This is a genomic window from Paenibacillus sp. V4I5, assembly GCF_030817255.1.
GTDB lineage: Bacteria > Bacillota > Bacilli > Paenibacillales > NBRC-103111 > Paenibacillus_E.
The window spans coordinates 5,347,945-5,374,842 of sequence record NZ_JAUSZB010000002.1; the positions used below are offsets into that span (position 1 = coordinate 5,347,945).

26 protein-coding genes are annotated in these 26,898 nt (G+C 48.4%); 23 read left to right on the forward strand and 3 right to left on the reverse strand.

Annotated elements, in window-relative coordinates:
* Nucleotides 1–24 precede the first annotated feature (24 nt).
* From purQ to QFZ78_RS26450, 17 genes are all read left to right on the forward strand, one after another.
* The gene (gene purQ, locus QFZ78_RS26370) at nt 25–720 is read left to right on the forward strand and encodes a phosphoribosylformylglycinamidine synthase subunit PurQ (RefSeq protein ID WP_307551980.1); all 696 of its coding nucleotides are present in this window, start codon (nt 25–27) and stop codon (nt 718–720) included.
* On the forward strand, nt 698–2,941 hold the full coding sequence (gene purL / locus QFZ78_RS26375; RefSeq protein ID WP_307551983.1) for a phosphoribosylformylglycinamidine synthase subunit PurL: 2,244 nt from the start codon (nt 698–700) through the stop codon (nt 2,939–2,941). Before purQ ends, purL begins: the two co-directional genes overlap by 23 nt.
* A complete protein-coding gene (gene purF, locus QFZ78_RS26380) occupies nt 2,926–4,458 on the forward strand; it encodes an amidophosphoribosyltransferase (RefSeq protein ID WP_307551984.1) in 1,533 nt (510 codons plus the stop codon). Before purL ends, purF begins: the two co-directional genes overlap by 16 nt.
* A 109-nt stretch (nt 4,459–4,567) precedes the next feature.
* Nucleotides 4,568–5,608, forward strand: coding sequence for a phosphoribosylformylglycinamidine cyclo-ligase (purM, locus tag QFZ78_RS26385; protein WP_307551986.1), 1,041 nt, complete (start codon nt 4,568–4,570; stop codon nt 5,606–5,608).
* A complete protein-coding gene (gene purN, locus QFZ78_RS26390) occupies nt 5,608–6,219 on the forward strand; it encodes a phosphoribosylglycinamide formyltransferase (RefSeq protein ID WP_307551989.1) in 612 nt (203 codons plus the stop codon). Before purM ends, purN begins: the two co-directional genes overlap by 1 nt.
* Nucleotides 6,220–6,525: 306 nt before the next feature.
* Nucleotides 6,526–8,073 (forward strand): bifunctional phosphoribosylaminoimidazolecarboxamide formyltransferase/IMP cyclohydrolase, encoded by a 1,548-nt coding sequence (gene purH / locus QFZ78_RS26395; RefSeq protein ID WP_307551991.1) that lies wholly within the window; start codon nt 6,526–6,528, stop codon nt 8,071–8,073.
* 69 nt (nt 8,074–8,142) lie between these two features.
* The gene (purD, locus tag QFZ78_RS26400) at nt 8,143–9,402 is read left to right on the forward strand and encodes a phosphoribosylamine--glycine ligase (protein ID WP_307551992.1); all 1,260 of its coding nucleotides are present in this window, start codon (nt 8,143–8,145) and stop codon (nt 9,400–9,402) included.
* A 150-nt stretch (nt 9,403–9,552) separates the two neighbouring features.
* Nucleotides 9,553–11,286 (forward strand): sensor histidine kinase, encoded by a 1,734-nt coding sequence (locus tag QFZ78_RS26405; RefSeq protein WP_307551994.1) that lies wholly within the window; start codon nt 9,553–9,555, stop codon nt 11,284–11,286.
* A complete protein-coding gene (locus QFZ78_RS26410; RefSeq protein WP_307551995.1) occupies nt 11,283–12,068 on the forward strand; it encodes a response regulator transcription factor in 786 nt (261 codons plus the stop codon). The genes QFZ78_RS26405 and QFZ78_RS26410 overlap by 4 nt, the downstream gene beginning before the upstream one ends.
* A 186-nt stretch (nt 12,069–12,254) precedes the next feature.
* Nucleotides 12,255–13,901, forward strand: coding sequence for an extracellular solute-binding protein (locus tag QFZ78_RS26415; protein WP_307551996.1), 1,647 nt, complete (start codon nt 12,255–12,257; stop codon nt 13,899–13,901).
* 92 nt (nt 13,902–13,993) lie between these two features.
* Nucleotides 13,994–14,884: an ABC transporter permease gene (locus QFZ78_RS26420; RefSeq protein ID WP_307551998.1), complete on the forward strand. Its 891-nt coding sequence runs from the start codon at nt 13,994–13,996 to the stop codon at nt 14,882–14,884.
* A gap of 18 nt (nt 14,885–14,902) precedes the next feature.
* Nucleotides 14,903–15,790, forward strand: a complete 888-nt coding sequence (locus QFZ78_RS26425; protein ID WP_307552000.1) for a carbohydrate ABC transporter permease — start codon at nt 14,903–14,905, stop codon at nt 15,788–15,790.
* 37 nt (nt 15,791–15,827) lie between these two features.
* Nucleotides 15,828–16,607, forward strand: coding sequence for an endonuclease/exonuclease/phosphatase family protein (locus tag QFZ78_RS26430; RefSeq protein WP_307552002.1), 780 nt, complete (start codon nt 15,828–15,830; stop codon nt 16,605–16,607).
* A 27-nt stretch (nt 16,608–16,634) separates the two neighbouring features.
* Entirely contained in the window at nt 16,635–17,105 is a 471-nt protein-coding gene (locus QFZ78_RS26435; RefSeq protein WP_307552004.1) for a hypothetical protein, read from the forward strand.
* Between the two features lie 10 nt (nt 17,106–17,115).
* A complete protein-coding gene (locus QFZ78_RS26440) occupies nt 17,116–17,916 on the forward strand; it encodes a CehA/McbA family metallohydrolase (RefSeq protein WP_307552006.1) in 801 nt (266 codons plus the stop codon).
* 645 nt (nt 17,917–18,561) lie between these two features.
* Nucleotides 18,562–18,819, forward strand: coding sequence for a hypothetical protein (locus QFZ78_RS26445; RefSeq protein ID WP_307552007.1), 258 nt, complete (start codon nt 18,562–18,564; stop codon nt 18,817–18,819).
* Nucleotides 18,816–19,046 carry a hypothetical protein gene (locus QFZ78_RS26450; protein WP_307552009.1) on the forward strand — a complete coding sequence of 77 codons (231 nt, stop codon included), beginning with the start codon at nt 18,816–18,818 and terminating at the stop codon, nt 19,044–19,046. The genes QFZ78_RS26445 and QFZ78_RS26450 overlap by 4 nt, the downstream gene beginning before the upstream one ends.
* 20 nt (nt 19,047–19,066) lie before the next feature.
* Here QFZ78_RS26450 and QFZ78_RS26455 read toward each other — a convergent pair whose 3' ends face one another.
* Nucleotides 19,067–19,195: a hypothetical protein gene (locus QFZ78_RS26455; RefSeq protein ID WP_307552012.1), complete on the reverse strand. Its 129-nt coding sequence runs from the start codon at nt 19,193–19,195 to the stop codon at nt 19,067–19,069.
* Nucleotides 19,196–19,256: 61 nt separating this feature from the next.
* On the opposite strand from QFZ78_RS26455, the gene QFZ78_RS26460 reads away from it, so the two are divergent.
* The gene (locus tag QFZ78_RS26460; RefSeq protein WP_307552014.1) at nt 19,257–20,324 is read left to right on the forward strand and encodes an N-acetylmuramoyl-L-alanine amidase family protein; all 1,068 of its coding nucleotides are present in this window, start codon (nt 19,257–19,259) and stop codon (nt 20,322–20,324) included.
* Between the two features lie 309 nt (nt 20,325–20,633).
* Entirely contained in the window at nt 20,634–21,419 is a 786-nt protein-coding gene (locus QFZ78_RS26465; RefSeq protein WP_307552016.1) for a DODA-type extradiol aromatic ring-opening family dioxygenase, read from the forward strand.
* A 245-nt stretch (nt 21,420–21,664) separates the two neighbouring features.
* On the opposite strand, the gene QFZ78_RS26470 is transcribed toward QFZ78_RS26465, so the two are convergent.
* Nucleotides 21,665–22,078 carry a thiol-disulfide oxidoreductase DCC family protein gene (locus QFZ78_RS26470; RefSeq protein ID WP_307552018.1) on the reverse strand — a complete coding sequence of 138 codons (414 nt, stop codon included), beginning with the start codon at nt 22,076–22,078 and terminating at the stop codon, nt 21,665–21,667.
* Between the two features lie 388 nt (nt 22,079–22,466).
* Here QFZ78_RS26470 and QFZ78_RS26475 point away from each other — a divergent pair, with 388 nt between their 5' ends.
* Nucleotides 22,467–23,546, forward strand: coding sequence for a DUF3048 domain-containing protein (locus QFZ78_RS26475; RefSeq protein ID WP_307552019.1), 1,080 nt, complete (start codon nt 22,467–22,469; stop codon nt 23,544–23,546).
* 137 nt (nt 23,547–23,683) lie between these two features.
* Here QFZ78_RS26475 and QFZ78_RS26480 read toward each other — a convergent pair whose 3' ends face one another.
* Nucleotides 23,684–24,319, reverse strand: a complete 636-nt coding sequence (locus QFZ78_RS26480) for an aminotransferase (RefSeq protein WP_307552021.1) — start codon at nt 24,317–24,319, stop codon at nt 23,684–23,686.
* 239 nt (nt 24,320–24,558) lie between these two features.
* Here QFZ78_RS26480 and QFZ78_RS26485 point away from each other — a divergent pair, with 239 nt between their 5' ends.
* From QFZ78_RS26485 to QFZ78_RS26495, 3 genes are all read left to right on the forward strand, one after another.
* Nucleotides 24,559–24,849: a YerC/YecD family TrpR-related protein gene (locus tag QFZ78_RS26485; protein ID WP_029198698.1), complete on the forward strand. Its 291-nt coding sequence runs from the start codon at nt 24,559–24,561 to the stop codon at nt 24,847–24,849.
* Nucleotides 24,850–24,973: 124 nt separating this feature from the next.
* Nucleotides 24,974–25,807, forward strand: a complete 834-nt coding sequence (locus QFZ78_RS26490; protein ID WP_373461072.1) for a sirohydrochlorin chelatase — start codon at nt 24,974–24,976, stop codon at nt 25,805–25,807.
* Nucleotides 25,786–26,781, forward strand: coding sequence for a diacylglycerol kinase (locus tag QFZ78_RS26495; protein WP_307552023.1), 996 nt, complete (start codon nt 25,786–25,788; stop codon nt 26,779–26,781). The genes QFZ78_RS26490 and QFZ78_RS26495 overlap by 22 nt, the downstream gene beginning before the upstream one ends.
* The last annotated feature ends 117 nt before the right edge of the window (nt 26,782–26,898 follow it).

The window sequence follows — 26,898 nt, forward strand, 5'->3', positions numbered from 1 at the left end:
AACCAGAATAAGGAGGAAAACGTCATGAATTTTGCGGTTCTTGTATTTCCGGGATCGAACTGCGACATCGATCTGTATAAAGCAATCGAAGATACCATTGGTCAGCCGGTTGAGTATGTTTGGCATACAGATGGCGACTTGTCCAAATACGACTGCATCCTCGTGCCGGGTGGATTCTCTTATGGGGATTACCTGCGTTGCGGAGCGATTGCCCAATTTACGAACGTCATGAAAGCTGTGGTTAAGGCTGCGGAAGAAGGCAAGTACATTCTAGGTATTTGTAACGGATTCCAAGTGTTAACGGAAGCAAGATTACTGCCAGGTGCTTTGCTGCGCAACAACGGAATGAAATTCCGCTGCCACCAAACGATCCTCAAAGTGGAGAACAACACGACGGCTTTCACGCGTGATTACGCGGAGGGCGAGCTGATTGAAATTCCAATCGCTCACGGCGAAGGTAACTATTATTGTGACGAAGCTACACTAAAAGAATTGCAAGAAAACAATCAAATCGTATTCCGTTATGAAGCGGGCAACAATCCGAACGGATCCCTTGACGATATCGCTGGAATCAGCAATAAAGCTGGTAATGTCGTTGGTATGATGCCTCATCCGGAGCGTGCCGTTCATGAGATTCTTGGCTCCGCAGATGGTAAGAAAATGTTCACATCAATTCTAAGCGCTTGGAGGGAGAAACATGACGCAGCAGCTATCCGTTAATGAACCAACAGCCGAGCAAATCGCGGAGCAGAAAATTTACAAGCAAATGGGCGTAACGGACGAAGAGTTTGCCAAAATTTGCGGCTTCCTTGGACGCAACCCGAACTATGTAGAGATCGGTGTTTTCAGCGTTATGTGGTCCGAGCACTGTTCTTATAAAAATTCCAAACCTGTACTTCGTAAATTCCCAGTGACAGGACCTCGCGTCTTGATGGGACCTGGCGAAGGCGCAGGGATAGTAGATATCGGAGACAACCAAGCGGTTGTTTTCAAAATTGAAAGTCATAACCACCCTTCAGCGATCGAGCCTTATCAAGGCGCGGCGACAGGAGTGGGCGGTATTATTCGTGATATTTTCTCAATGGGCGCACGCCCGGTAGCGCTTCTGAATTCCTTGCGTTTCGGTAAGCTGGAAAACGACCGCGTGAAGTACTTGTTCGAGCACGTTGTATCCGGAATCGCTGGATACGGGAACTGTATCGGGATTCCGACAGTCGGCGGCGAAGTGATGTTCGACGAGAGCTACGAGGGGAACCCGCTCGTTAATGCGATGTGTGTGGGTCTTATCGACCACAACATGATTCAACGCGGTGTTGCCAAAGGTGTTGGCAACCCAGTCTTCTACGTCGGACCAGCGACTGGCCGCGACGGTATCCACGGTGCGACATTCGCATCCGAGGAGCTTACGGCGGAGTCCGAAGCGAAGCGCCCAGCGGTACAAGTTGGCGATCCGTTCATGGAGAAGCTTGTGCTGGAAGCGTGCTTAGAGTTAATCAATTCCGGCATCGTGCTCGGAATTCAAGATATGGGTGCTGCGGGGCTAACTTGCTCCAGCGCAGAGATGGCTAGTAAAGCGGGCAACGGCATGGAGCTTTACCTTGATGAAGTTCCGCAGCGCGAAGAAGGCATGACAGCGTATGAAATGATGCTGTCTGAGTCTCAAGAGCGTATGCTTTTCGTTGTTGAGCCGAAGCATGAGGCGCAAGCTAAGGGCATTTTTGAGCGCTGGGGTCTCCACTGCGCCAAAGTCGGCAAGGTAACCGATGACGGTTACCTGAAGCTGATCCACCACGGTGAAGTCGTGGGGAACATGCCTGTCGGCGCACTCGTCGACGAGTGCCCGGTGTACAATAAGCCGAGCAAAGTGCCGGCTTATTACGAAGCTAGCGCATCGATCGACACGACTCGTTACCCTGAGGTAACGAAATTGACGGATGCGCTGAAATCGGTGCTCGCGTCTCCGACGGTAGCGAGCAAAGAGTGGGTGTACAACCAGTATGACCACATGGTTCGTACAGATACGGCAGTGCGTCCGGGTTCGGACGCAGCGGTTGTAACCATTCGCGGTACCCGTAAGGGCCTCGCGATGACAACCGACTGCAACGGACGCTATGTGTACTTGGATCCGGAAGTAGGCGGACGAATCGCAGTTTCGGAAGCAGCGCGTAACGTTGTCTGCTCCGGTGCTGAGCCGCTCGCGGTTACGGATAACCTGAACTTCGGCAGCCCAGACAAGCCAGAAATTTTCTGGCAGCTGGAGAAATCCACAGACGGTATGGCAGAAGCTTGCCGCTTCTTGGATACGCCGGTTATTGGCGGTAACGTCTCGCTTTACAACGAGAATGCCAAAGGTGCGATCTACCCAACTCCGGTTATCGGGATGGTTGGTCTTGTTCATGACATCGACCACATCACGACGCAAAGCTTCAAAAAAGAAGGCGACATCATCATCCTGCTCGGCGAGACGAAAGCGGAGCTCGGCGGCAGCGAATTCCAATATGTGATTCACGGTGTAACGGAAGGCCGTCCTCCTGAATTGGACTTGGCTACAGAGAAACGCCTGCAAAATGCGGTTCTAAAAGCAATTCAAGAAGGTCTTGTTGCTTCTGCGCATGACTTATCCGAAGGCGGCTTGGCCGTTGCTTTGGCTGAAAGCTGTATCGGTGGTAAAGTGGGCGCAGCTGTTAATGTGGCGTCTGACCTTCGTCCCGACTTCACGCTATTCAGTGAAACACAATCCCGTATTTTGCTCAGTGCTTCTCCTGATAAAGCGGACGCTCTGAAACACTGGATTGCTTCACAAGGCGTACCTTATCAAGAAATTGGAACAGTAACAGGTTCAGATCTGACCGTTAAAATCAATAACGAACAGCGTCTCCAGTCTCCGGTAAACGAGCTGGCGAAAGTCTGGAAGGATGCGATCCCATGTCTAATGGCATGAAAAAAACCAAGGCCCTAAAGCTCCCTGCTGCTCCCGTAGTTCAACTAGGGGATAAACAGCATGAACTTTGGACAGGCGAGTATTTCAACGAAGGTGTAGGCGGCCAAGGCGGATTGTTTGATAAGCTGAATGAGGAGTGTGGGGTTTTCGGGGTGTATGGTCATCCCGAAGCTTCCTCTCTGTGCTATTACGGGCTGCATGCCCTGCAGCACCGCGGACAGGAAAGTGCCGGCATTTGCACGGTGGAAGACGGCAAGTTTAACTATTATCGCGGTATGGGACTTGCCAAAGAGGTATTCACCAATGAAAATTTGCATCCTCTGACAGGTTCTACCGCGATCGCCCACGTGCGCTATTCAACAGCAGGCGAAAGCAAGCTGGCAAACGCACAACCACTCGTATTCAAGTACCGTGAGGGCGACCTTGCTATTGCGACGAACGGCAACCTTGATAATGCGCATATTATCAAGCGCGAGCTTGAGAAGAAGGGTTCGATCTTCCAAACGACGAGCGACACCGAGGTTATGGCGCATTTGATTGCCCGTTCGGAGCACGACGATATTGTGGATGCGGTTAAAGATGCGATGAATCAAGTTATCGGCGGCTTTGCCTTCCTGATCGTCACCAAGGACAAATTGATCGCTGCGCTCGATCCGAACGGACTTCGTCCCTTCATGATCGGCCGTCTGGGAGATGCTTACTTGTTCGCTTCCGAGTCCTGCGCCTTCGATGCGGTGGGAGCTACGTATTTCCGTGATGTGCAGCCAGGGGAAATCATCGTGATTGATCGCGACGGCTTCCGCTCGGAGCGGTTCACGGAAAGCGGCCGACGCGCGATTTGTGCGATGGAGTATATCTACTTTGCTCGTCCAGATAGTGACATTGATACGGTGAATATTCACTCCGCGCGTAAGCGGATGGGTAAGAAACTGGCGATGGAAGCTTTCGTTGACGCTGATATTGTGACTGGTGTGCCGGATTCGAGTATTTCGGCTGCAATTGGTTATGCGGAACAAACGGGTATCCCTTATGAGCTGGGACTGATCAAGAACCGCTACACAGGCCGGACGTTCATCATTCCAAGCCAAGAGCTTCGTGAGCAAGGTGTTAAAATGAAGCTGAGCGCCGTTCGTAAAGTCGTTGAAGGCAAGCGTGTCGTCATGATTGATGACTCCATCGTGCGAGGGACAACGTCACTTCGAATCGTCAATTTACTAAGAGAAGCTGGAGCAACAGAAGTGCACGTGCGTATCTCTTCGCCGCCTTTTATGAATCCATGCTACTACGGGATTGATACACCGGATCGGAAAGAGCTGATCGCTGCGATGAATTCGATCGAAGAGATTCGTAAAGCGATCAACGCGGATTCCCTGCATTTTCTGACAAAAGAAGGGCTGTTAGATTCGATCGGTCAAGGTTCGGCAGGGGCGGAGAGCGGCTACTGTACGGCATGCTTCGATAACAGTTATCCAACAGAAATTGTGGATGTTACTAAGGTTGGTTGTGCTTGCGATTAATTGGTTAATAGATAAGGAAATGGAATAAATTGAAATAGACACAACGGGTGGGTCCCGCTTAGGCGGACGACCTGCCCGATACATAGACAAACTAAGGAGTGATTGCTAAGTGTCGGATGCTTACAAAAAGGCTGGAGTCGATATCGCGGCGGGGAACGAAGCAGTAGAACGGATGAAAAAGCACGTCAAACGGACTTTCCGTCCTGAAGTGTTAACGGACCTCGGTGGCTTCGGCGGGCTGTTCAGCTTGAACAAAGACAAGTACGAGGAGCCTGTGCTCGTATCTGGTACGGACGGCGTGGGCACGAAGCTGAAGATCGCTTTTGCAATGGATAAGCATGATACGATTGGGATTGACGCTGTTGCGATGTGCGTGAATGATATTATCGTTCAAGGCGCGGAGCCGCTTTTTTTCCTCGACTATCTTGCTTGTGACAAAGTAATTCCAGAGAAAATTGAAGCTATCGTTAAAGGGATCGCTGACGGTTGTGCGCAGTCTGGCTGCTCACTCATCGGTGGCGAAACAGCGGAAATGCCGGGCATGTATGCGTCAGGGGAGTATGACATTGCCGGGTTTACGGTTGGAATCGTCGACAAGAAAAAGATCATCGATGGTACAACGATCCGTCCTGGAGACGTGGTTCTAGGTCTGGCATCGAGCGGTGTACACAGTAACGGGTTCTCTCTTGTGCGCAAGCTTTTGCTGGAAGATGGCGGTTATACGCTTCAAGGTCATGTGGATGAGTTGGGCGATAAGCTTGGTAACGTGCTCCTTGAGCCAACGAAGCTTTATGTGAAGCCAGTTCTTGCGATGCTTGAAGATGTTGCGATCAAAGGAATGGCACACATTACAGGCGGCGGTTTTATCGAAAATATTCCTCGCGTTCTGCCTGATGGCGTGAACGTCGAAATCCAATATGGATCGTGGCCGATCCTTCCGATTTTTGAGTTGATGCAGCGTGAGGGCGGCATTTCGAACAACGATATGTTCCGTACGTTCAACATGGGTATCGGGATGGTTGTTATCGTTGGTTCGGACGATGCTGAGAAAGCTATTGCAGCAGCAGAAGCACAAGGCGAGAAAGCTTACCGTTTAGGTGTTGTTACTGAAGGCGAGCGTGTAGTGACGTTCCAAGGAGCTGAAGTTTAATGCAGCCTTACCGAATTGCGATTTTCGCTTCGGGCAGCGGCTCGAATTTCCAGGCCATCGTAGATCAGGTACAGAAGGGGAAGCTTGATGTCAGCATCGAGCTTCTTGTCTGTGACCGCCCGCAAGCGTATGTGGTGGAGCGTGCTGTAGAGGCGAAGGTGCCAGTATTCGCGTTTGTTCCGAAGGAATACGAGAGTCGTGAGGCTTATGAGGCTCTTATCCTTAAAGAGCTGCACGATCGTCAGGTTGACTTGATCGTAATGGCTGGCTACATGCGGATTATTACGAATGTGCTTGTTGAGCCGTATTTCGGGCGCATGATCAACATTCATCCTTCACTGCTGCCGTCGTTTCCCGGCGTACGTGCGATCGAGCAGGCCGTCGAGTACGGCGTGAAGCAGACCGGCGTGACCGTTCACTTCGTGGACGGCGGGTTGGACTCCGGGCCGATCATCGCCCAGCGTGCCGTTGAGATCCACGAGCACGAGACTGCGGACTCGCTGTCGGAGCGCATCCATGCGGCTGAGCACGTACTGCTGCCGCAGGTGATTCGCTGGCTGCGCGAGGATCGCGTGAGCTTGGATGGCCGCAGGGTTAGCGTGCGGTCGTAGGGTTTTGAGCTATAGCTCCACCACGCAAAATAAGGTCATCTGTGGATAACTCTTCAGTATGCGCGAGGGATTTAAAAAAATTAGACTTTTCTGTGGCGTGGATCGCGACCGGAGAGTATGTAAGGATGTTTTTCATCACTAGGGTGGCTTGAGCGAGAGAACTAGCTACTGTAAGGATGTTTTACATCGTTACCGCGACGGTTTTACCCTATATGAGTGAGCTTGATCGAAGTTAAGGCTGTTCTTCATCGCTAAGTTGGGATGAGCGGGAGAAGTTACAAATATTATTTTCTGGGAGGAAGCATAGTGGCAATCAAAAGAGCACTGATCAGCGTTTTCGATAAGACGGGAATTGTTGAATTCGCGAGCGAGCTGTCGAAGCTGGGCGTTGAGATCATTTCTACGGGCGGTACGCTTAGTTTGTTGAAGGATAAAGGGGTGCCGGTTATCGGCATTTCCGAGGTTACAGGGTTTCCGGAGATCATGGATGGCCGCGTCAAAACGCTGCACCCGAATGTTCACGGCGGACTACTGGCCGTTCGTGACAACGTGGAGCACCAAGAGAGCATGAAGAAGCTCGGTTTGGAGTATATTGATCTGGTTGTCGTGAATTTGTATCCTTTTGCTGAAACGATTGCGAAGCCTGATGTGACTTACGAGGATGCGATTGAGAACATCGATATCGGTGGGCCGACGATGCTTCGTTCCGCAGCTAAGAATCATGCGTTTGTCTCCGTTATCGTGGATACAACCGACTATGCGAAGGTGCTGGAAGAAGTGCAAGAGACTGGCGACACAACGCTGGTAACGCGCAAACGACTAGCTGCTAAAGTGTTCCGTCACACAGGGGCTTACGATGCTTTGATTGGTGACTACTTGACTGGTCTGCAAGGCGAGCCTTACCCAGAGCGCTATACAGTGACTTATGAGAAAATGCAGGAGCTTCGTTATGGAGAGAACCCGCACCAAAGCGCGGCTTTCTATCGTAAGCCGAATGCGGTTGCCGGTAACATTACAACGGCTGAGCAGCTACATGGTAAAGAATTATCCTACAACAATATTAATGATGCGAATACAGCTCTACAAATCGTCAAAGAGTTCAGCGAGCCTGCGGTTGTAGCTGTTAAGCACATGAATCCTTGCGGCGTAGGTATCGGTACAAATGTGCTTGAAGCTTACACGAAAGCGTACAATGCAGACCCGACTTCCATCTTCGGTGGCATCGTAGCCGCGAACCGCGCGGTGGATGAAGCGACAGCTCAACTGCTGCATGAGATTTTCCTGGAAATCGTCATTGCGCCTGATTTTACACCGGAAGCGCTTGATATCCTTTCTAAAAAGAAAAACATTCGCCTACTCAAAGTAAGCGGCTTAGATACAGTAGCTGGTCGCAAATCGGAGCCAGTGATTACAACGGTTGAAGGTGGCATGCTCGTACAAGCTAGCGATGCTTACCAGCTGACTGAGGCTGATCTGAAAGTCGTTTCTGAGCGTCAACCGACGGCTGAAGAGATGAAGCAATTACTTTTCGCATGGAAAGTAGTTAAGCACGTTAAATCTAACGCAATCGTACTCGTTGCAGACGATATGACGGTTGGCGTTGGCGCGGGTCAAATGAACCGTGTTGGCGCAGCCAAAATCGCCATTGAGCAAGCGGGCGACAAGGCGAAAGGATCTGTCCTTTCCTCCGATGCGTTCTTCCCAATGGGCGACACACTTGAAATGGCAGCAAAAGCGGGAATCACAGCGGTGATTCAGCCAGGCGGTTCCATTAAAGACGAAGAATCTATCCGCGTAGCGAACGAAAATGGCATTGCCATGGTCATGACAGGCGTTCGTCACTTTAAACACTAAAACAATTGAGAATGCTCACGTTCGATTTCCAGACCGTGGGCATTCCCCATGAGAGGGGTTTCCATAGCGATGCGTGTATTAGTTATTGGACGAGGCGGGCGCGAGCATGCGATTGTATGGGCACTCAGCAAAAGCCCGAAGATCAGCAAATTGTTCTGTGCACCAGGGAACGGCGGGATTGCTGGCTTAGCGGAATGTGTGCCGATTACAGAACTGCAATTCGAGGAGATCAGTACATTTGCGAAGGAGCAGGCGATTGACCTCGTGATGGTAGCACCTGATGATCCGCTTGCAGCTGGATTGGTTGATCACTTGGAGTCCAAAGGTATCGAGGCTTTCGGACCTCGCGCGAATGCGGCGATTATTGAGGGCAGCAAGGTGTTTATGAAGGAGCTATTGAAGAAATACAGTATCCCTACGGCAGCTTACGAGTCTTTCGACGCTTATGAGCCAGCGCTTGCATACTTGCGCAGTCAGTCGGCGCCAATTGTTATTAAAGCGGACGGCTTAGCTGCTGGAAAAGGTGTTACCGTTGCGCAAACGATGGAGGAAGCGGAAGCCGCGCTTCGCGATATTATGGTGGATCAAGTGTTTGGCAAATCCGGAGCTAGCGTAGTCATTGAAGAGTTCCTAACCGGACAAGAAATGTCACTGTTAGCCTTTGTTGATGGGTCCACGGTTCGCCTCATGGTGCCATCACAGGATCATAAACCTGTTTTTGATAACGACAAGGGGCCAAACACGGGCGGAATGGGGACGTACTCCCCGCTGCCGCATATCCCTGAGTCAATCGTACAGGAAGCACTTGTGAACATCGTTCAACCTACAGCTGATGCGATGGTAAAAGAGGGCCGTCCTTTCAAAGGCGTCCTTTATGCCGGTTTGATTTTGACCCCGAATGGCGTGAAAACCATTGAGTTTAACGCACGTTTCGGTGATCCAGAGACGCAGGTTATTTTGCCTCGCCTCAAGACTGACCTTCTTGATATTTTCTTAGCTATCAACAACGGAACGTTGGCTGAGCAGTCGATCGAGTGGAGTGAGGAAGCGGCAGTTTGTGTCATTGTAGCTTCACCAGGCTACCCAGGTCCTTACCCAAAAGGGCTGCCGATTACAGGACTGGATCAAGTGCAAGATTCGCTAGTGTTCCACGCGGGGACAGCCATCGAAGACGGACAAATTGTCACCAATGGCGGACGCGTTCTAGGAATCACAGGCCTTGGCAAAGATATCATTGAAGCTCGTCAGAAAGCTTATGCGGATGCGGACCGGATCCATTTTGACGGGAAGCATTACCGTACGGATATTGCAATGAAAGCTTTGAAATAGTAAGATTGCTCTTAATTGTATAAAGCACAGCCTTTTGTTCATCAAAGGGTTGTGCTTTTTCATTTTTCTCAAATTAATTGACCGTTGTAAGCGTTTTACTTGTTTTGTATACTAGGCAGTATTAGGCAAGTAGCAAAGCGAGGCTGAATCATGACAATACTTAAAATGATGGGTTTACAACCGAAGCCGCATTCCTTGAAATATCGTCTCATTCTCATCCTGTTTATCAGCTCACTCGCACCCTTAATTCTCATTGGGAGTATTTCCTATTTCTCGATGTATGCGATTTTACAAAATAAAGCAGAGGGCGGGGTCCAAAGCAATTTGCATCAGGTAAGGCTGTTGCTTGAAGATACCCTCGGTCAGTTAAATCACACGTCTCAACAGCTCGCCTTTGACGGGAGGGTTGGCAAAAGCCTAGAGAACTATTTATCAGCTGATTTATATGAAAAGAAAAGATTAAACGACGAGATCAGAAGCGAGTTAGGCTTGATTCATTTTACGAACCCGACGCTTGGATTAATGTTTTATTACTTTGAGAAAGACAAGCAGCTATTATTTGAAAATTTTAACGTTCGTGAAGATTATGACCTTAAGCAGCTGCCAGTACTTATCAAGTTCGATAAACTTACTTATATGGGACCGCATCTTTCTTTAAACCCGATCGACGGCAATGAAGTGCTGTCCATCCTGCGCAAAGTCGAGCTGCCGGATCGTGACGATGCGTATGTCTATATTGAAACTAATTTTAAATTGGCAGAAAGCATACTCAAAGACAACGATCAATTCGGTGGCAACTTGGTACATCTTATTGTCGATAATCATGGACAAATTGTTTATAGCGAGAATTCAACGGATTTTCCTGTAGGCATGCTGCATGCCAATAACCAATCGAATAAAGACATTTCGGGCAAATATATGATGTTTGAGGAGACGAGCAATCAATCTTGGAAGGTACTGGCCGCCGTCCCCAAATCGGTATACAACCTCGAAGTAAATAGGTGGATCAAGCAGTTCGCCTTCTTTGCTATCTTAACCCTTATAGCAAGCTTCTTCATTGCCTGGTTGATTTGGCGAACGGTATACCGTCCGCTCAAGCTGCTGAGTACGGATATTCGTAATGTAAAAAGTAACAACGAGGTTTTCCCGAGAAGACAATCTCAGATCTTGGAGTTTGCCGTTATTTATAAAGAGTTTGCAGAAATGAGAAGCCGCATCTTTGAATTAATCGGCGAGGTGGAGCAGAAGGAACAAGGCAAAGCATTTCTCGAAGTTGAGAAATTAATGACGCAAATCAATCCGCATTTCATTCATAATACACTCGATACCATTCGCTGGCTGGCTCGTGCCAATGGGCAGAAGGATATTGACCGCTTGGTTTCCACGTTGAACAAAGTGCTCTACTATAATCTCGGTAAAGGCGGACCGGCCAGAATTAAAGATGAGATTGAGGCTCTCAAAAATTATGTGGAGCTGCAGGGCATCCGTTATAACTTTCAATTTGATGTGAAAATCCATGCCGATTCCGAGGCGCTTGAGCTGCCGGTTCCAAGGTTCATTCTACAGCCGCTTGTTGAAAATGCGTTGTATCACGGCTTGGAGGATAAAGGTGTAATTGAAGTTAGTGTCATCGAAGACGGTGAATCGCATGTCATTATTGAAGTTAGAGACAATGGAGACGGGATGACAGAAGAAGAAATTGATCAATTAATGAGCGAGAACACGTTAGAGAAAAAGAAGGTAGGCATGGGAATCGGGCTGCAATATGTAAACCGTATGGTGAAGTTTCAATTCGGAGCAGCTGCGAGTTTTCATATAAAAAGCACAATCGGCTCAGGGACGACGATCATACTTCGTCTTCCAATAGGAGGTATACTCGGATGATAAAAGTTATGGTTGTGGACGATGATCACTTGGTGCGTAAAGGCTTCATCGCGATGATGCCTTGGCGTGAGCATAATCTAGAGGTCGTAGGTGAAGCGGGTAACGGCAAAAAAGCGTTAGAGTTTCTGGAGAATAATCAGGTGGACTTGCTCATTACCGATTTAGCGATGCCTGTCATGTCAGGTATAGATTTAATGAGGTGTGTGAAAGAACGTTATCGGGATATTAGCATGGTCGTATTGACGTTTCATCAGGATTTTGAATTGATACAGGAAGCGCTTCGCCTAGGGGCGCTGGATTATATGACCAAGGTCGAGCTTGAACATGAGCAGATGGACGAAATATTAAGAAGAATTGTAGGTAAAATGCAGGAGCAAAATGTACGAACAAGGGAAACGAAAGTGGAGATCCATGGCGTTCCTGCGTTTGCCGAAGAGGAAGATGGGCCGTATTCGCCCGAAGTGAAGGCAAGTATTTGGAAGGCAGTAGATATTATTCGCCATGAGTTTCAAAATGAGCTTCTTTTGCCGGACATCGCGAAAAGGGTCAACATGAGTCGCAGTTATTTCAGCCGCTGTTTTCGGGATATTGCCGGGAAAACGTTTAACGATTATATCCGGGAAGTGCGAGTGAATCACGCGAAAGATCTGCTTAGTCAAACAGGGAAAACGATTAGTTGGATCGCCGCACAAGCTGGGTATCCGAATGAAAAATATTTTGGCAAAGTATTCCGTGAGTTGACGGGGATGCTGCCCGGTGAGTTCCGCAAGAGCAAGAGTTAAAATTGGGCTTTCACCCAAAGACAGTAACACAAATCGTCTCCAAAGAAGTGCACTTTTGTCTCCTGATCGTTCCCAGAATGCCGATTTAGGAGACGATTTGCTCCTAAACGTAAGACATTAACTGACCCGAATGCCTCTCATTTTCTTTAAGATGTAAGTGAAGGGTAATTAATGAGGAGGGGCAATATGAAAAAGAAAAAAGCTCTAATTTCTATGATGGTATTGGTTGTTCTGCTGACGGCATGTTCGAGCAATAACGGAGGGGCCAGCAAGGACGGCGGCGGGCAAGCTGCAGATCCGAACGTTAAGGTGGACCCGTTTAAGATGCCGAATCCGATAGAAGTTACCACCTTCAAAAGCTTGAGCCCAGGTGCAAAGTTACCTGCTGGCGATACCGTAGAAAGCAATCAGTATATGAAATATATCTCAGAAAAAACAAATATCAACTTTAAAATTTTATGGTATGCAGCTTCACAGGACTATGAGCAAAAGATGAAACTGGCCATCGCGAGCAACGATCTACCTGATGTCATGCTTGTAAACGAGCAAATCTTCCTTGCCCTCGCCGAAGCCGGACAAATTGAGGACTTAAGCAAAGTGTATGACAAATACGCGTCTCCATTAGCCAAGGAATTGTATGCATCAACGAACAACAAAGCGATTGAGAAAGCAACCTATAAAGGTAAATTGATGGGTATTCCCAATATTAGCGTACAAGCGGATGCTTCAAGTATGGCGTGGGTACGCAAGGACTGGATGGATAAATTGGGACTTCAGCCGCCAAAGTCGATGGACGATGTCGCTGCGATCGCCAAAGCTTTCGTAGAGAAAGATCCAGACGGTAGTGGCAAAGCGGATACCATTGGCATCGCCGGTTACGAGAAAGCATTAACGGTAAGCGGTAAAGCGCAGCGAGGGGACTTTAAAGGTATTTTCCAAGCATTCGGCGCTTATCCTTCCAACTGGATCAAGGATAGCTCCGGCAAGGTCGTTTACGCTTCGATCCTTCCTGAAACGAAGCAAGCACTCAGCAAGCTGCGTGACATGTATGCGGCAGGTGCAATTGATAAGGAATTTGCTTTGCGCAAAGACCCGAACGAGAACATCGTATCCGGCAAAGCGGGTATGTTCTTCGGTCCATGGTGGTCCGGCGGGTTGGCTGCTGATGCTATGAAGCTCAATCCGAAGGTTGATTTCGTGCCTTATTTGATCCCTGATGCCAAAGGGACTGTGAACACGATGATGGTGCCGGTAAGTAACCAGTTTATTGTTGTGAAGAAAGGGATGAAGAATCCTGAAGCGGCTATGATTTATGCGAACACGTTTATCAATGCTCAGCGTAAAGTAGATCCTGACGCTTTGAAGTTAGACTTCACGGTAAGCGCAGAGTATTGGCCGATCGGAAACTCCACTTACGATTATGCGGATGCTGTGGAAAGAAAATCAGACACATTGAAGAAGGCAATGAGCGGACAGATCAAGCCTGAAGAGCTGAATCCGGAAATGAAAGAAATGTTTGCAAAGGCAACTCGCGACAAAGCTAATCCGAAAGCAGATCTGAAAGATTGGTCAGGATATTTCGGGTACACCGTTCCAGCAGATTTGCTGAAGCAAAACATGAATAAGGTGTACAGCGAATTTACAGCGAATACGAAGACGATGGAAAGAAAATGGGCTAATCTACAAAAGTTAGAAACTGAAACTTTCTTCGGCATCGTAATGGGCGAGAAGCCGCTTGATACGTTTGATAAGTTCGTTACAGATTGGAAAGCGCAAGGCGGCGACGAAATCACGAAAGAAGTAACGGATGAAATCAGTAAGTCCAAAAAGTAACGTGTACATGTAAAGAGCGCATCACCTGACCGAATGGTGGTGCGCTCTTTCTACAATCAAAAACGGATAAGTTGAACAGAGGTGTATCGTTCATGAACATAAAATCGTTTTACAAGCACTACCATTTGATGCTTCTGCCGGGTATCGTGCTTCTCATTATTTTCCATCTCGTGCCGATGTTCGGAGTCGCAATTGCGTTCCAAGATTTCAAGATTGGTTTAGGAATATGGAACTCCCCCTGGATCGGCTTCGAAAATTTCACGTACATGTTTCAACTGAGAGATAGCAAAGTTATTTTCTTTAATACGGTATTTATTGCCGTGTGCAAAATTATCGCGCATCTCATCATTCCGCTTACCTTTGCCATTTTGCTCAATGAGGTTAGATTCAGCATATTCAAAAGATGGGTGCAGACAGTTGTGTACCTGCCTCATTTTATTTCATGGGTTATCTTGGCGGGTGTTGTGATAGATATGCTGTCGTTGGACGGCATTATCAACAATACGTTGAAAGCGTTAGGTTTCGAGCCGATTATGTTTATGGCCAAAAACAGCTTGTTTCCCGGGATTGTCGTTAGTACAGACATTTGGAAAGAATTCGGATTTGCTGCCATTATTTATTTAGCTGCATTAGCTGGCATTAATCCTTCCCTCTATGAAGCGGCCGAAATGGACGGAGCTACTAGATTGAAGCAATTGGTTTATATTACGCTGCCGAGCTTGGTTACTACTGTTGTTTTGTTGGCTACTTTGAGCATAGGCAATATATTGAATGCAGGTTTTGATCAAATTTTCAATTTGTATAATCCTCTTGTCTACGAGTCGGGTGATATTATCGATACGTATGTGTACCGGGTAGGACTTGTACAGGCTCAATATGGCTTAGCTACGGCCGTCGGTTTGTTGAAGTCAGCAATCGGATTCCTTCTCATCTTTATTTCGTACAGAGTCGCCTATACGTATGCGAATTACAGAATTTTCTAATGAAGCAGGTGAATGCCAGTGGTACGCAATAAAACGATTTCGGCTCGTATAGCCGAAGCAGCTCTAATCTTGGTGATGCTAGTCATCTCAGCCATGTCGCTTGCGCCTGTTGTGCACGTGTTCTCCGTCTCGTTTAGCGACAACGCGGCAGCGGCTGGGGGATTCGTTAAATTTTGGCCTGTTGGTTTCTCATTGGAATCATATCGTAAAATTATGGAAGAACCGCATTTTCTCAATGCATTTTTAGTTTCCGTCAAACGGGTTTTGCTGGGCGGGGGAATCAATTTCGTATTGACCGTTATGATGGCGTACCCGTTGTCGAGAAGCAGCAAGGAATTCCCGTACCGGAACGTGTATATGTGGTTCATGCTGTTTACGATGCTGTTCAGCGGCGGGATTATTCCGTTATATTTGACCGTCAAGGCATTAGGGATGTTTAACACCATGTGGGCTCTTGTGCTGCCGGGTGCGGTGCCGGTTTTTAACGTTATTTTGTTAATGAACTTCTTCCGAAACTTGCCGAAGGAGCTGAGCGACGCGGGTTACATGGACGGTGCAGGACCTTGGTATATGATGGTCAAAGTCTATCTGCCGCTTTCGCTGCCAGCGATGGCTACTGTCACATTATTCAGTATTGTTGGTCACTGGAATTCGTTCTTTGACGGTATGATCTTTATGCGCAGTGCGGAAAATTATCCGCTGCAAACGTATATTCAGCAGCTCGTCGTCAACCAGAACGCGTTGTTGGAGCTTGATTCGACGAAGCTTGAGTTACTGATGAAAGTATCGGATAAGACACTTAACGCTGCCAAAATCGTAGTTTCGATGGTGCCGATTCTTATCGTTTATCCGTTTCTGCAAAAGTATTTTATACATGGCATCATGCTCGGTTCTGTAAAAGAATAAACAAAGAAGAGGTGCATATACGATGGAGTGGAAGGTCATGACTTTCAATCTGCGATACAATGAGCCAAAGGATGGAGACAACGCATGGCCTCATCGTGTGAGGCGCGTTTCCCATACAATCCAAGAGCACGACCCCATTCTGGTCGGCACACAGGAAGGCTACTATGACATGCTGACCGAGCTTCATGGGGAGCTGGAAGCGTACAATTGGATCGGCAAGGGCCGATTTGGCGAACATGAAAATGAGCATTGCGCTATTTTTTATAAGAAGGATCAACTTGAGGTGCTAGAGGAAGGCCACTTCTGGCTTTCGGAAACGCCGGAAGTAACGGCATCCAAAAGCTGGGACAGCATGTTCCCTAGAATGTGTACGTGGGTTCGATTCCTGGACAAATACACTCAGAAAGCATTTATCGTGTACAACACCCATTTGGATCATCATAGTCAAGAAGCTAGAGAAAATGGCGTTAAAGTGATTTGGGATTATATTCGGTCGCATAAGTCCGAGCTTTCTTTACCCGCTATTTTAATGGGGGACATGAACAGCCATCCGAGCTACCCGCCTATCCGTTTTTTGAGGGGGGAAGCTGGGGACGAAGGACCGAACGGCTGGCTGAAAGACGCTTATACCGCTATTGAAGGACATGTAGGCCGAACTGCGCACGACTTCAAAGGTGGAGCAGACGAGGCGCCAATTGATTATATTTTCGTATCTCCCGAGGTGGAACTACTGGAAACGATCGTCGATAGAGGGCAGATTGAAGGGGGCTACCCGTCGGATCATTATCCGATTATTGCTTCTTTGCGCTTAACTTAAAACCGAGCAGATCAAGGAGAGCGACAGATGAAACATGTGGAAAGAATACGTTCAGTTACGACAATGACGAAAAGAATTGCTAATTCGGAGCAAAGCACTTATATCGAAGTCCCTTTTGAAATGCCCGAGCATGTTGAGGAAATTGTGGTCACTTACGTGATCGAATCACACGGTGAACAGAAGGCCGTGATCGACTTGGGCCTGAGGGATACCGGCAGAGTGAGAGGCTGGAGCGGAGGAGCTCGCAAAGCATTTCGACTTGGAAAGGAACAATCAACTCCAGGCTATTTATCGGGTGATTTAACGCCGGGAAACTGGGCGGTTCTGCATAACGCCTACAAGGTACCGAGCGAAGGTTGTTCCGTTACCGTTACGATCGAATTTCTTTATAAGACACCTCGCTGGCTAAAAGGCGATCTGCATACACATAGCGTGCACAGCGACGGTACTTTTACACTGGAAGAAAATGCGGCAAGGATGAGAGGAACTCGGCTGTGATTTTATCGCCATGACGGATCACAATACGGTCAGCCAAAACATGACCTATCCGCGCCATACGAGCGTTGTCATGATACCGGGGATGGAATTTACAACGAATTTCGGACACAGTAATTTCTTGGGTGTTATCGATCCGATCCGAGATTTTCGGGTGAAGAGTCAGGAAGACGTCAACGCCAAGATTGCCGAAGCCCGTGCTAATGGAGCCAAAATCGTGATCAATCATCCGCACTGCGAGTATTGCCCGTGGGAATGGGATTTGGGTGTAGATCACGACTGGGTAGAAGTATGGAATGGCCCCTTTACGGAGCGGAATGTTAGAGCGCTGAATTGGTGGCATAGTCAACTCGTCTCCGGCAGAAGGCTTGTTGCTGTTGGCGGCAGCGATACCCATCGTCCAGATCCGTATGTGAAGCATGCGATGCCATGTACCTGGGTGTACGCTTCTGAGAAAACCGTGGATGGCATTTTAAGCGCCATTGGGCTTGGTCACGTACTGATTACTTATGCGCCAAACGGGCCTTTTGTGGAGCTAAACTGCGGTTCTTATAGGGTTGGAGATATTGTTCCAGCAGGAGAGCGGAGCAGAGAAGTGTGTTTGTACGCCGAGGATTTGATGGCCGGAGATAAGATCAAACTGTTTAGCAACATTAGATTGGAAAAGGAAGTACTAGTGTCCTCAGACGGGGTGCTCGCCATCCATTTTGACGCACAGGGAACAACGTTTGTACGCGCCGAAGTATGGCGGCATTTCGATGAGGTCAACATGACGCTTATGGCTGCGCTAACGAACCCGATTTATTTTGACTAGTAAAAGGATATCGGCATCCGCGACGCGATGAAAACCTTGAAATAGATTGAAAGCAGAAACACAACCTTTTGCATGGTAAAAGGCTGTGTTTTTTGTTTTTTCAATAGATTAAGAATTTATATGTTTTGGGTTTTGGAGTAATCTATGCAGTTCATTGTGCGGATAAGGCAACTGAAGTTGCTTATTTGTCTTAATGACCCCGGCTATGATTGCATTAGCAAGCTAGGCTTGCTTATTGTTGGCTAATACACCATGGAAGTCTCGTTTACAGCTAATAAGCATGCGCTGTGGTCTTATCTGACGAGATGCTCCGATATTAGAACGAATAAGCAAGGTAAGCTTGCTTATTCATTTCTAGCTAAACCGCTATTCGTAGAAGGCCCGGGTTGTGCAAGACAGCTGGTAAGAGCGAATGCGAGTTGTACCAGAAGCAGGTCGTAATAGCTTCATCTGAGTAAGCTTATTTTGATTCGTAATAGTCACAGACTAAGTTTATCTTGTGATAAACCACTTCTAACGAGGTCGATTACTAGTGAACTAAAAATTCACATGAATAATGTCGATATTAAGAGGTTTTTGTCGATATGATGCGAAATTTCTATTCATAATCTGTAATCATAGAGATAAGTGGGGGCGTTGAAGATATTGAAGCTAAAAAGTATTCAAAGTAAATTTATGCTGCTGCTTGTTCCTCTAATTGTTGCTACTCTGTTTGGCATCGTTGCGCTCGCATACGTGAATAGTAAAGGATTGATTAATAACGAGATTGGGCTCAAAATGCAGCAGCAGCTAGAAAGTGTGACCAGCAGCATTAATGGAAAGCTTGTTGTGCATCGTAAAGTGGGAGAAGTGGTTGCCAGGACGGTTGAGTTTGCACCTAACCAGTTGACTTTGGACATGTGAAAGAAGTGTCTCAATCGGCTGTCTTCGTTCAATCCGACTCGAAACATATGGTTGAGGTTGTCGAGCAAATTTGTGCCATTTCCAGTAAATCGCTAGAGAGCACTCACAGCATAGCCGCAGCTGCTGAGCAGCAGCTTGCTTCCATGGAGGAAGTTAGCGCAGCATCTCAATCATTGTCGAAAATGGCTGACGAGCTGCAAGAGGTCGTCAAAGTATTTAAGGTATAATAAGTTTTGACAGTTCGAAGTTATTTGTCATCGTTGCCCCTGATATACTTGTCCTTATTTTTATAAACGTACCATAAGGCAAGAAGGACACCTACGATCAAAGCAATCGGTAACCAGTGGTTAGAAATGTAGCTCCAGAGGGTATTCATGTGAGTACCTCCTTCTATTTTATTTATATAAAGGATAGTTTTGGCAGGAGATGTTTGTTTCATGCATCGGGTGATTCGCGCAGGGCAAAGAACCAGTAAAATGAAGGCGGAGAACCTTGTGAAAGCAGCTCCTGAAAGGCGAAAAAACCCTGTGAAGCAGCACCATGAAAGGCGGAGAGCATTGAAAGTAGCAAAAAATCGGAAGCCGTGGATGGCTTTCATGAGTGTTGCCGTATGGATGGTCTTTGTACTCATCGCGGCTGGTTGTACGTCGCAGGTATTGGATAGACTGGCTATACCTCAGGAATCGCCAACAGTAAAGAAGGAAACGTCTGCGGTCACGAGTAGCGCGACCATGCAGCCGCTAGCGGAAAGTCCTGCCGCTGAGAAAGCATTGCCGTTGCCTGCAGCAGAGGCTACATCAGAGCTTACGCCAGTGGCTACAACAAAGCCTACAGCAGAGATCGAGGCTTCCAAAACGGCAGCCAAGCCTCAACAAGGAAGACTCGTCATGCTGGACCCCGGACATCAGCGTTATGGGAATAATGCTCTTGAGTCTGTAGGTCCAGATACGCGGGAAACCAAGCCAAAGGTCAGCTCTGGTACGGTCGGTGTACGTACGAAAAAACCGGAATATGTGCTCAATCTGGAGGTATCTCTGCTGATCAAGGACGAGCTGGTCCGTCGCGGCATAGAGGTTGCGATGACCCGCGAATCGCATGAGGTCGATATCAGCAACAAGCAGCGCGCTGAAATGGCGAACGAAGCAGGAGCAGCGCTGGCTGTACGCATTCATGCGGATGGCGATAGTTCACCGAAGACCAAAGGGTTTTCGGTGTTGTATCCGTCGGCTTCCTTAGCAGCGGTAAAGCCCATCGCAGCAGAAAGCCATGAAGCAGCTGGCTTTATTCTAGAGCATCTGAAGGCCGCGACCGAAATGGCTGGAAGAGGACTATCAGCACGCAGCGACTTATCAGGCTTCAATTGGTCCAAAGTGCCAGTCGTGCTGGTCGAGCTTGGCTTCATGACCAATCCGGAAGAAGATGAGCTGATGTCCGAAGCGGAATATCAGAAGAAGCTGGCCCAAGGTATCGCAGACGGGATTGAGCAGTTTTTGAACAGCCGATGAGGCACAAGTGTTAATATTGAAGCCGGCCACCCTTATCATTTTATAGCCAGTGCACAAGCTGTAAAGATGTTTTTCATCGTTACAGATGCGAGGGGATGTGGAATCGTATCTGTAACCATATATTTCATCTTTACAGCCGAGAAGATTATCTAAAAGAGCGAGTGATAGCAAAGAGAAGTTCGTCCCCATGCTCCAACATAGGCTTTAGACAAGAACCTGGCCATCGGCCAGGTTTTATTTGTGCCCAAAGGCGTATAATGTATAGTATATTGGTAAAAAGTTACCATTTAGGAAGAAGGGGGATCTGCTATGCTGCCATCTTTTTTCATTGCCCATGGAGCACCGAGTTTGGCGATCGAGCAGCATGCTTACACCGAGTTTTTGCAGAAGCTGGCCAAGAGCATTCCTGCGCCCAAAGCCATCGTGCTGTTCAGCGCACATTGGGTAAGTCCCGTGCAGAAGATTAGCACGGCGATTCATCTGGAAACGATCTATGATTTCTCAGGCTTTTCGGAAAAGCTTTATGATATTAAGTACCCAGCTAAAGGGGATTTGACGCTAAGCTTACATATACAGCGATTGTTTCAGGAAGAGGGCATTCGTTGTGAGCTCGATGATGAACGAGGCTTGGACCACGGGGCGTGGGCGCCGCTCCACATTATGTATCCAGATGCGCAGATACCGGTGGTGGCGCTCTCGGTGAATCCACGTTTGACGGCGGAAGAGCATTATCGCATCGGTGCGGCATTAGGCCCATTGCGAGAAGAGGATGTTCTTATCCTCGGCAGCGGAGGGACGGTTCACAACTTGCGCAGGCTGGATCGGAATAATCCTGTACCGCAGGTGTGGGCGGTGGAATTCGATGAGTGGTTGGCGGAGCAGCTGGAGACGTGGAATTTAGACGCGCTAGTTCGATACGATGAAAGAGCGCCTAACGCGCGTGAGGCGGTTCCGACGCCGGAGCATTTTGTGCCTTTGCTGCTTGCACTAGGTGCGGCTGACACTACTCGCAGGGCGAAGCTGTTGCATCATAGCTTTCAGATGGGCACGCTGAGCCTGTGCTGTTGGATGTTTGGCGGGATGAGGAAGTCTTAGGGACAAAATTGGGCTACGCAAATCGTGCTGGAACAAAGCTGTGCGAGAAGCGTATAAGAACGTGCAGAACTGAGCGGTAGCGGAAAACGAGAACCGAGCAGATCTGAGTGGGTATAGCGGAAAGGGATCTGAGCGGCAGCGGAAAACTAAGCAAGAGCCGAGCAGATATGAGTGGGGAACAGTGGAACACTAAGAGCGAACCGTAAGGAGATCGAACGAAAACTGCGCGAAAATCATGCTGATCACTACTCTAGGAATCGTGCCTTGTACTCAGGCTTCGGCAGCATGCAGTGCTCGGCTTTGCCGAACCAGCGATAGCGGTTGCGCGCTACGAAGGCATAGACCAGATTCCTCAACGGAGCGGGAATGATGATGGCCGCATACGCCAGAGGCCAAGCACCACGCAGCCGCCGGGCAATGCGCAGTGCAGCGGTCGAACGGGTATAGAAGCGGCCGCCCTCGATCAGGACGATCGTGCTGATGATATCCGTAGGCAGGTTGTGCTGCTCGAGCAGCTTTTGACCGCTATCCGATTGTAAGGAAGCAAAGCGGAAAATTCCCTTCTTATCGTTCCGTAGGATGAACTGAACAGCACCGCTGCACAGGTTGCAGACCCCGTCGAACAATACGATGGCTTGGTCATCGGTGAGCTTGGTCATGAAATTGCCTCCTTAATGGCGAGTAGGGAATAGTTGAGTAGTTGATGCAAAAAGTGCATACAATTCCGGTGGTCAGCCGTCTATAACGGTAGAAGCTGCAAAAAAGTGCAGCAAAAATGGCCCATTTTAGTCAATTTAACTTGTTTTGGACAAATTAGCTGTAGTTTTTGCAAGCAAATCTACTGAAACGCCTATTTGAGCAGAATTTGATGCACAAAATGCATGAACTTGTTTTAAACATACTCATCACGCATCTCTCTCCCTACTATACCTAATCACAGTCGCGGGTCCAACTACCTTTTGACCCTCTAGCACAAAAAGTCTTCTACCTATCGCATCACTAGCATATATATTTACTAGAACGATTAAGAGAAGAGGTGCAGCCCTGTTGAAATCATTGCCTTTATTCCGTAAAAAAAACCTTAGCTCCTGGCTCGTCCTTGGATGCTCTGTCATAGCCATTGTCGGTTGCAGCGATACGCCTGCCTCCTTACCATCGACCAGCCCGAATACCGCTGAAGCCACGTCCGCCGCCGCATCGCCAGCTACCAAACCTGCTGCCACAGCTGTGGAGACGGAGCTGCCGTTCAAATTCCCGCTAACGGGTTTGCCTACCGATAAAGAAGTGAAGAGCCGGCCCTTCATGGTCATGGTCGAAAATGCCCCGCAATCCAGGCCCCAAACCGGCCTAGATCAGGCGGACATCGTCTATGAGATTCTCGCAGAAGGCGAGATTACGAGATTCGTCTCCGTGTTCCAGAGCCAAGCAGCGAAGGCTATTGGTCCCGTGCGCAGCATACGCCCTTATTTCGTGGAGATCGGCGACGCACTCGATGCGGTTATCGTCCATGCCGGCTGGAGTCAGGAAGCGATGGATATGATGGCAGGCCGTAAGCTGGCCCATCTCGATGAGGTGTACGGCGATGGCGCCTACTACTGGCGCGCGACGGATCGTAAGGCACCGCACAATCTTTATACCTCTGTGGATAAAATGAAGCAGGGCGCCGAGGCGCGCAAATTCCGCTCCGAATGGAACGGACCGCTGCTCGCTTTTACCAAGGATGGTCAAAATAAGCTTACCGGCGCAGCCGTGAACTATATTCAAATTCCTTATATCCAAGGGTATTTCGCTTCCTATGAATACAATGCCGCTGAAGGTGTGTACAAGCGCAGTATGGAGGGCAAGCCGCATCTCGACAAGGAGACCGGCAAACAGCTGCAAACCAAAAATCTGCTCGTACTCGAGAGCAAGCATAAGATTGTGGACAAAGAGGGGCGCCGGACGGTGGATGTTTTTGGACCTGGTAAAGGTCTCATCCTGCAAGAGGGCAAATCTCAGCAAATCACTTGGGAACGCAAAGGTGGCATGCTTCGCGCCTATGAGGAGGGTGGCAAGGAAGTGCCGCTGCTGCCAGGCAACACCTGGGTTCAGATTGTACCGGAAGGCACAGCGGTGAAAATGGAATAGCAATAGATAGGCGCAGAGAAGCCGCCCTTCTTGGGTTTAGAACCAAGACGAGGCGGCTTTCTCGTGCGCTTTTTTGGAATTATTTTGACCTGCGTATGACTAGAGGTTGACCTGAGAGTGATCTGTGTAGGATAATCTTATCGGCGTTTGCGTTTGGTTAAGGAGGTTTTGGAAGCTCCTTTTCTTCTAGGGCCTGAGCTTGATTTCTTCCGGCGTTTGCGTTTTGGTTTTAATATTTCTTCCAAGTCATCCGATGAATTCACTTTTCCTTTGCCAATCGAACTCAAAATGGTTTTCACCATAGGTGCCATTTGTTGAAAGGTGCTCATGAACTTCTGAACCTTGCCCATTGTGCCGAGGATGCCGTCAATACCACCCATACGTTCAACGAAGCCGGAGATTTGCTTCAAATTCAAGCCGCTAAGCGGGTTAGACGAGGCACCGCCTGCAGCTCCACCACCGCCACCACCTAAGAGGTTGCTGAGGAAATTCCCTCCGCCACCTCCGCCAGCACCGCTGGGGTTCGCGCTGCCGCCTCCAAAAAATCCGCCGCCAGCATTACCACCGCTAGGGCTACCGAAGAGATTACCGCCTCCTTCGAAAGGAGTAGGAAATCCTCCTCCGCCTTGTGCAAACGGATTGCCGCCACCACCGCCTAAGCCCGGATATTGCCCGAAGCCGCCATCCCCGAGTTGGGTAGGTAGAGTTAAGCTTCTTGTATAAACCTCAGGACGATTACCGCCATTACCAATGATTTGTCTTTGGTTGCTCACTAGGATTCACGATCCTTTTTATCAGATTTGTCTCCTACAGGATATGTCACTTGCCTACCGTTGGTATGGACGAATGTCACGGGTCTAGTTAAATGTCACAATTCACCTCATTAACGCATAGAAATTTTAACGTTTCGCTATCCTAAAGGAAGGATTTATACGTGACGTGTCGAATGATACACAGGAGCTTAAACAGATCTTATAAGCTTAAATGCTTTTCTACCGGGAGTTGACAACCTATGCAATTAAAAAAATTAAATGATAAAGCAATAGACCAGCTTTTTGAAGCCGTGCTGACGCTCAAAGATATTGAAGAGTGCTATGTCTTTTTTGATGACTTATGCACCGTGAACGAGATTCAATCGCTTTCCCAACGCCTTGAGGTTGCTCGCATGCTGCGCAAGGGCTGTACGTATAACCAGATCGAAGCCGAGACGGGCGCATCAACAGCAACCATTTCTCGTGTCAAAAGATGCCTGAACTACGGAAACGACGGCTATGTGCTGACGCTGGATCGTTTAGGTCGTTAATTAATGTTTGTTCGAAAAAAGAATTCAAGATCCTGCGTTACCTTGCGTAATGCGGGATTTTTCCTGTTTATTTGCAGGTCAATTGACATGTGTGAACACATTCGTTAGCATAGGATTTATAGGCATGGTTAGAACGGGTGGGGAGAACAAAATGAGTGAGTATGGTGTGTTAGTCATAAGCCATGGATCTCGGGATGAGGGCTGGGTTCAGCTGGTCGATGAGGCCGTGTCTGCCGTCAAGATGCCGATGAATGTTCCGATCTACGCTTCTTATTTAGAGTTGGTGGAAGGCCGATTAATTCAAGATGGTATTTACAGTTTAGAGGCGCAAGGCGTGACGGATATTATCGTCGTTCCACTGTTCGTGTCTTCTGGGAGTACACATATTGATGAAATCAGCTATGCCTTAGGTGTGATTGAGGAGCCACTGCTCGAGACAGATATGGAACCTTTTGATATCAAGGCGCGCATTCATTTCACATCGCCAATTGATGACGACCCCGTTATTGCTGAGATTATTTATGCGAAAATCAAAGAGCTTTCCGAATCGCCAAGTCAGGAAATCGTCCTGCTTATCGGTCACGGAAGTAAAGAGAAGGGCTTCCATCTCAAGTGGCGCCAAGGCTTAGAGCTGCTCGCAGAGCGGTTGAAGGCGTTAGGCGGCTACGACGAGGCGGATATCGCTATGCTTTTGCCAGATCAAGTGAAACAGAAGATGACAGGGTGGGCTCAGAAGAAGCCTGACCATGCAGTCGTCGTTGCACCGCTTTTTCTAAGTGAAGGCTATTTCACGACGCAAGTCATCCCTTCCCGCATGGAAGGGTTCGAATATCGGTACAATGGACGGGCGCTGCTGCCTAGTCCGCTAATTTCCAAATGGATCGAGAAGCAGATTGCTTCAGAAATCGCAGAAGGCGAAACAGGTGATGAGACACAATGGTCAAAAGAGCAAGACTGATCTATAATCCGACTTCTGGCCGGGAAGAAATGAAAAAGCGTTTGCCAGAGATCCTTCAGCGCCTGGAGCGCGGTGGTTTCGAAACATCCACGCACGCTACCATCGGTGAAGGCGACGCAACACTCGCAGCGGCACATGCCGTTAGTCGAGGCTTTGATTTGATTATCGCCGCAGGCGGAGACGGCACCCTGTGTGAAGTCGTCAACGGCATGGCCGAGAGGGAAGGCAGGCCCCCGCTTGGCATTTTGCCGCTGGGAACGACTAACGATTTTGCCAGAGCGCTAGGCATTCCTAAGAATTTGGAGTACGCCTGCGACCTGATCGTTCAGCAGTACACAACCGACATCGATGTAGGCAAAATCAACAACCGCTACTTCATTAATATCGCCGGCGGCGGCTCGCTGACCGAGCTGACGTACGAAGTCCCAAGCAAGCTCAAGACCATGATCGGCCAGTTGGCCTATTATATGAAGGGACTCGAGAAGCTGCCTAGGCTGAAGCCCATAGATCTGTATGTCAAGGCAGGCGACAAGGAATTTCATGAAGAAGTTATGATGTTCCTCGTCGGCAACTCCAACTCCGTCGGCGGCTTCGAGAAGCTGGCTCCGGAAGCGAGTATGAATGATGGACTGTTCGATGTGCTCATTCTGCGCAAGTGTAATCTTGCTGAGTTCATAAGAGTGGTTACGCTCGCACTGCGCGGCGAACATTTGAGCGATCCGAATCTGATCTATTTCCAAACGAATCATATCGAGATTAATTCGCCGGACTACGTCCAGTTGAATCTGGATGGGGAGTTCGGGGGCACGCTGCCTTGTGTGATGACGAATCTGAAGAGTCATTTGCAGATTGTTGTGGATCAGTCGGGGCAGTCGATTTATAAGAAGACGTTCCTAGAGACGTTGACCACGCCGTTTCATTTGAAGGGAACTGGGCAGGGTCATGGGGATGAGGAGCAGGAGAAGCTTGAGTAGGGTGGGGTAAAACCCTTACCCTGTGCGCTACGCCATCCTAGGTAGAATAAGAAACAGGGATTTAGTAAAGTGAGGGTCATATGAAAGCAAAAGGTAGTTCTGGCTCAGTGTCAGGTA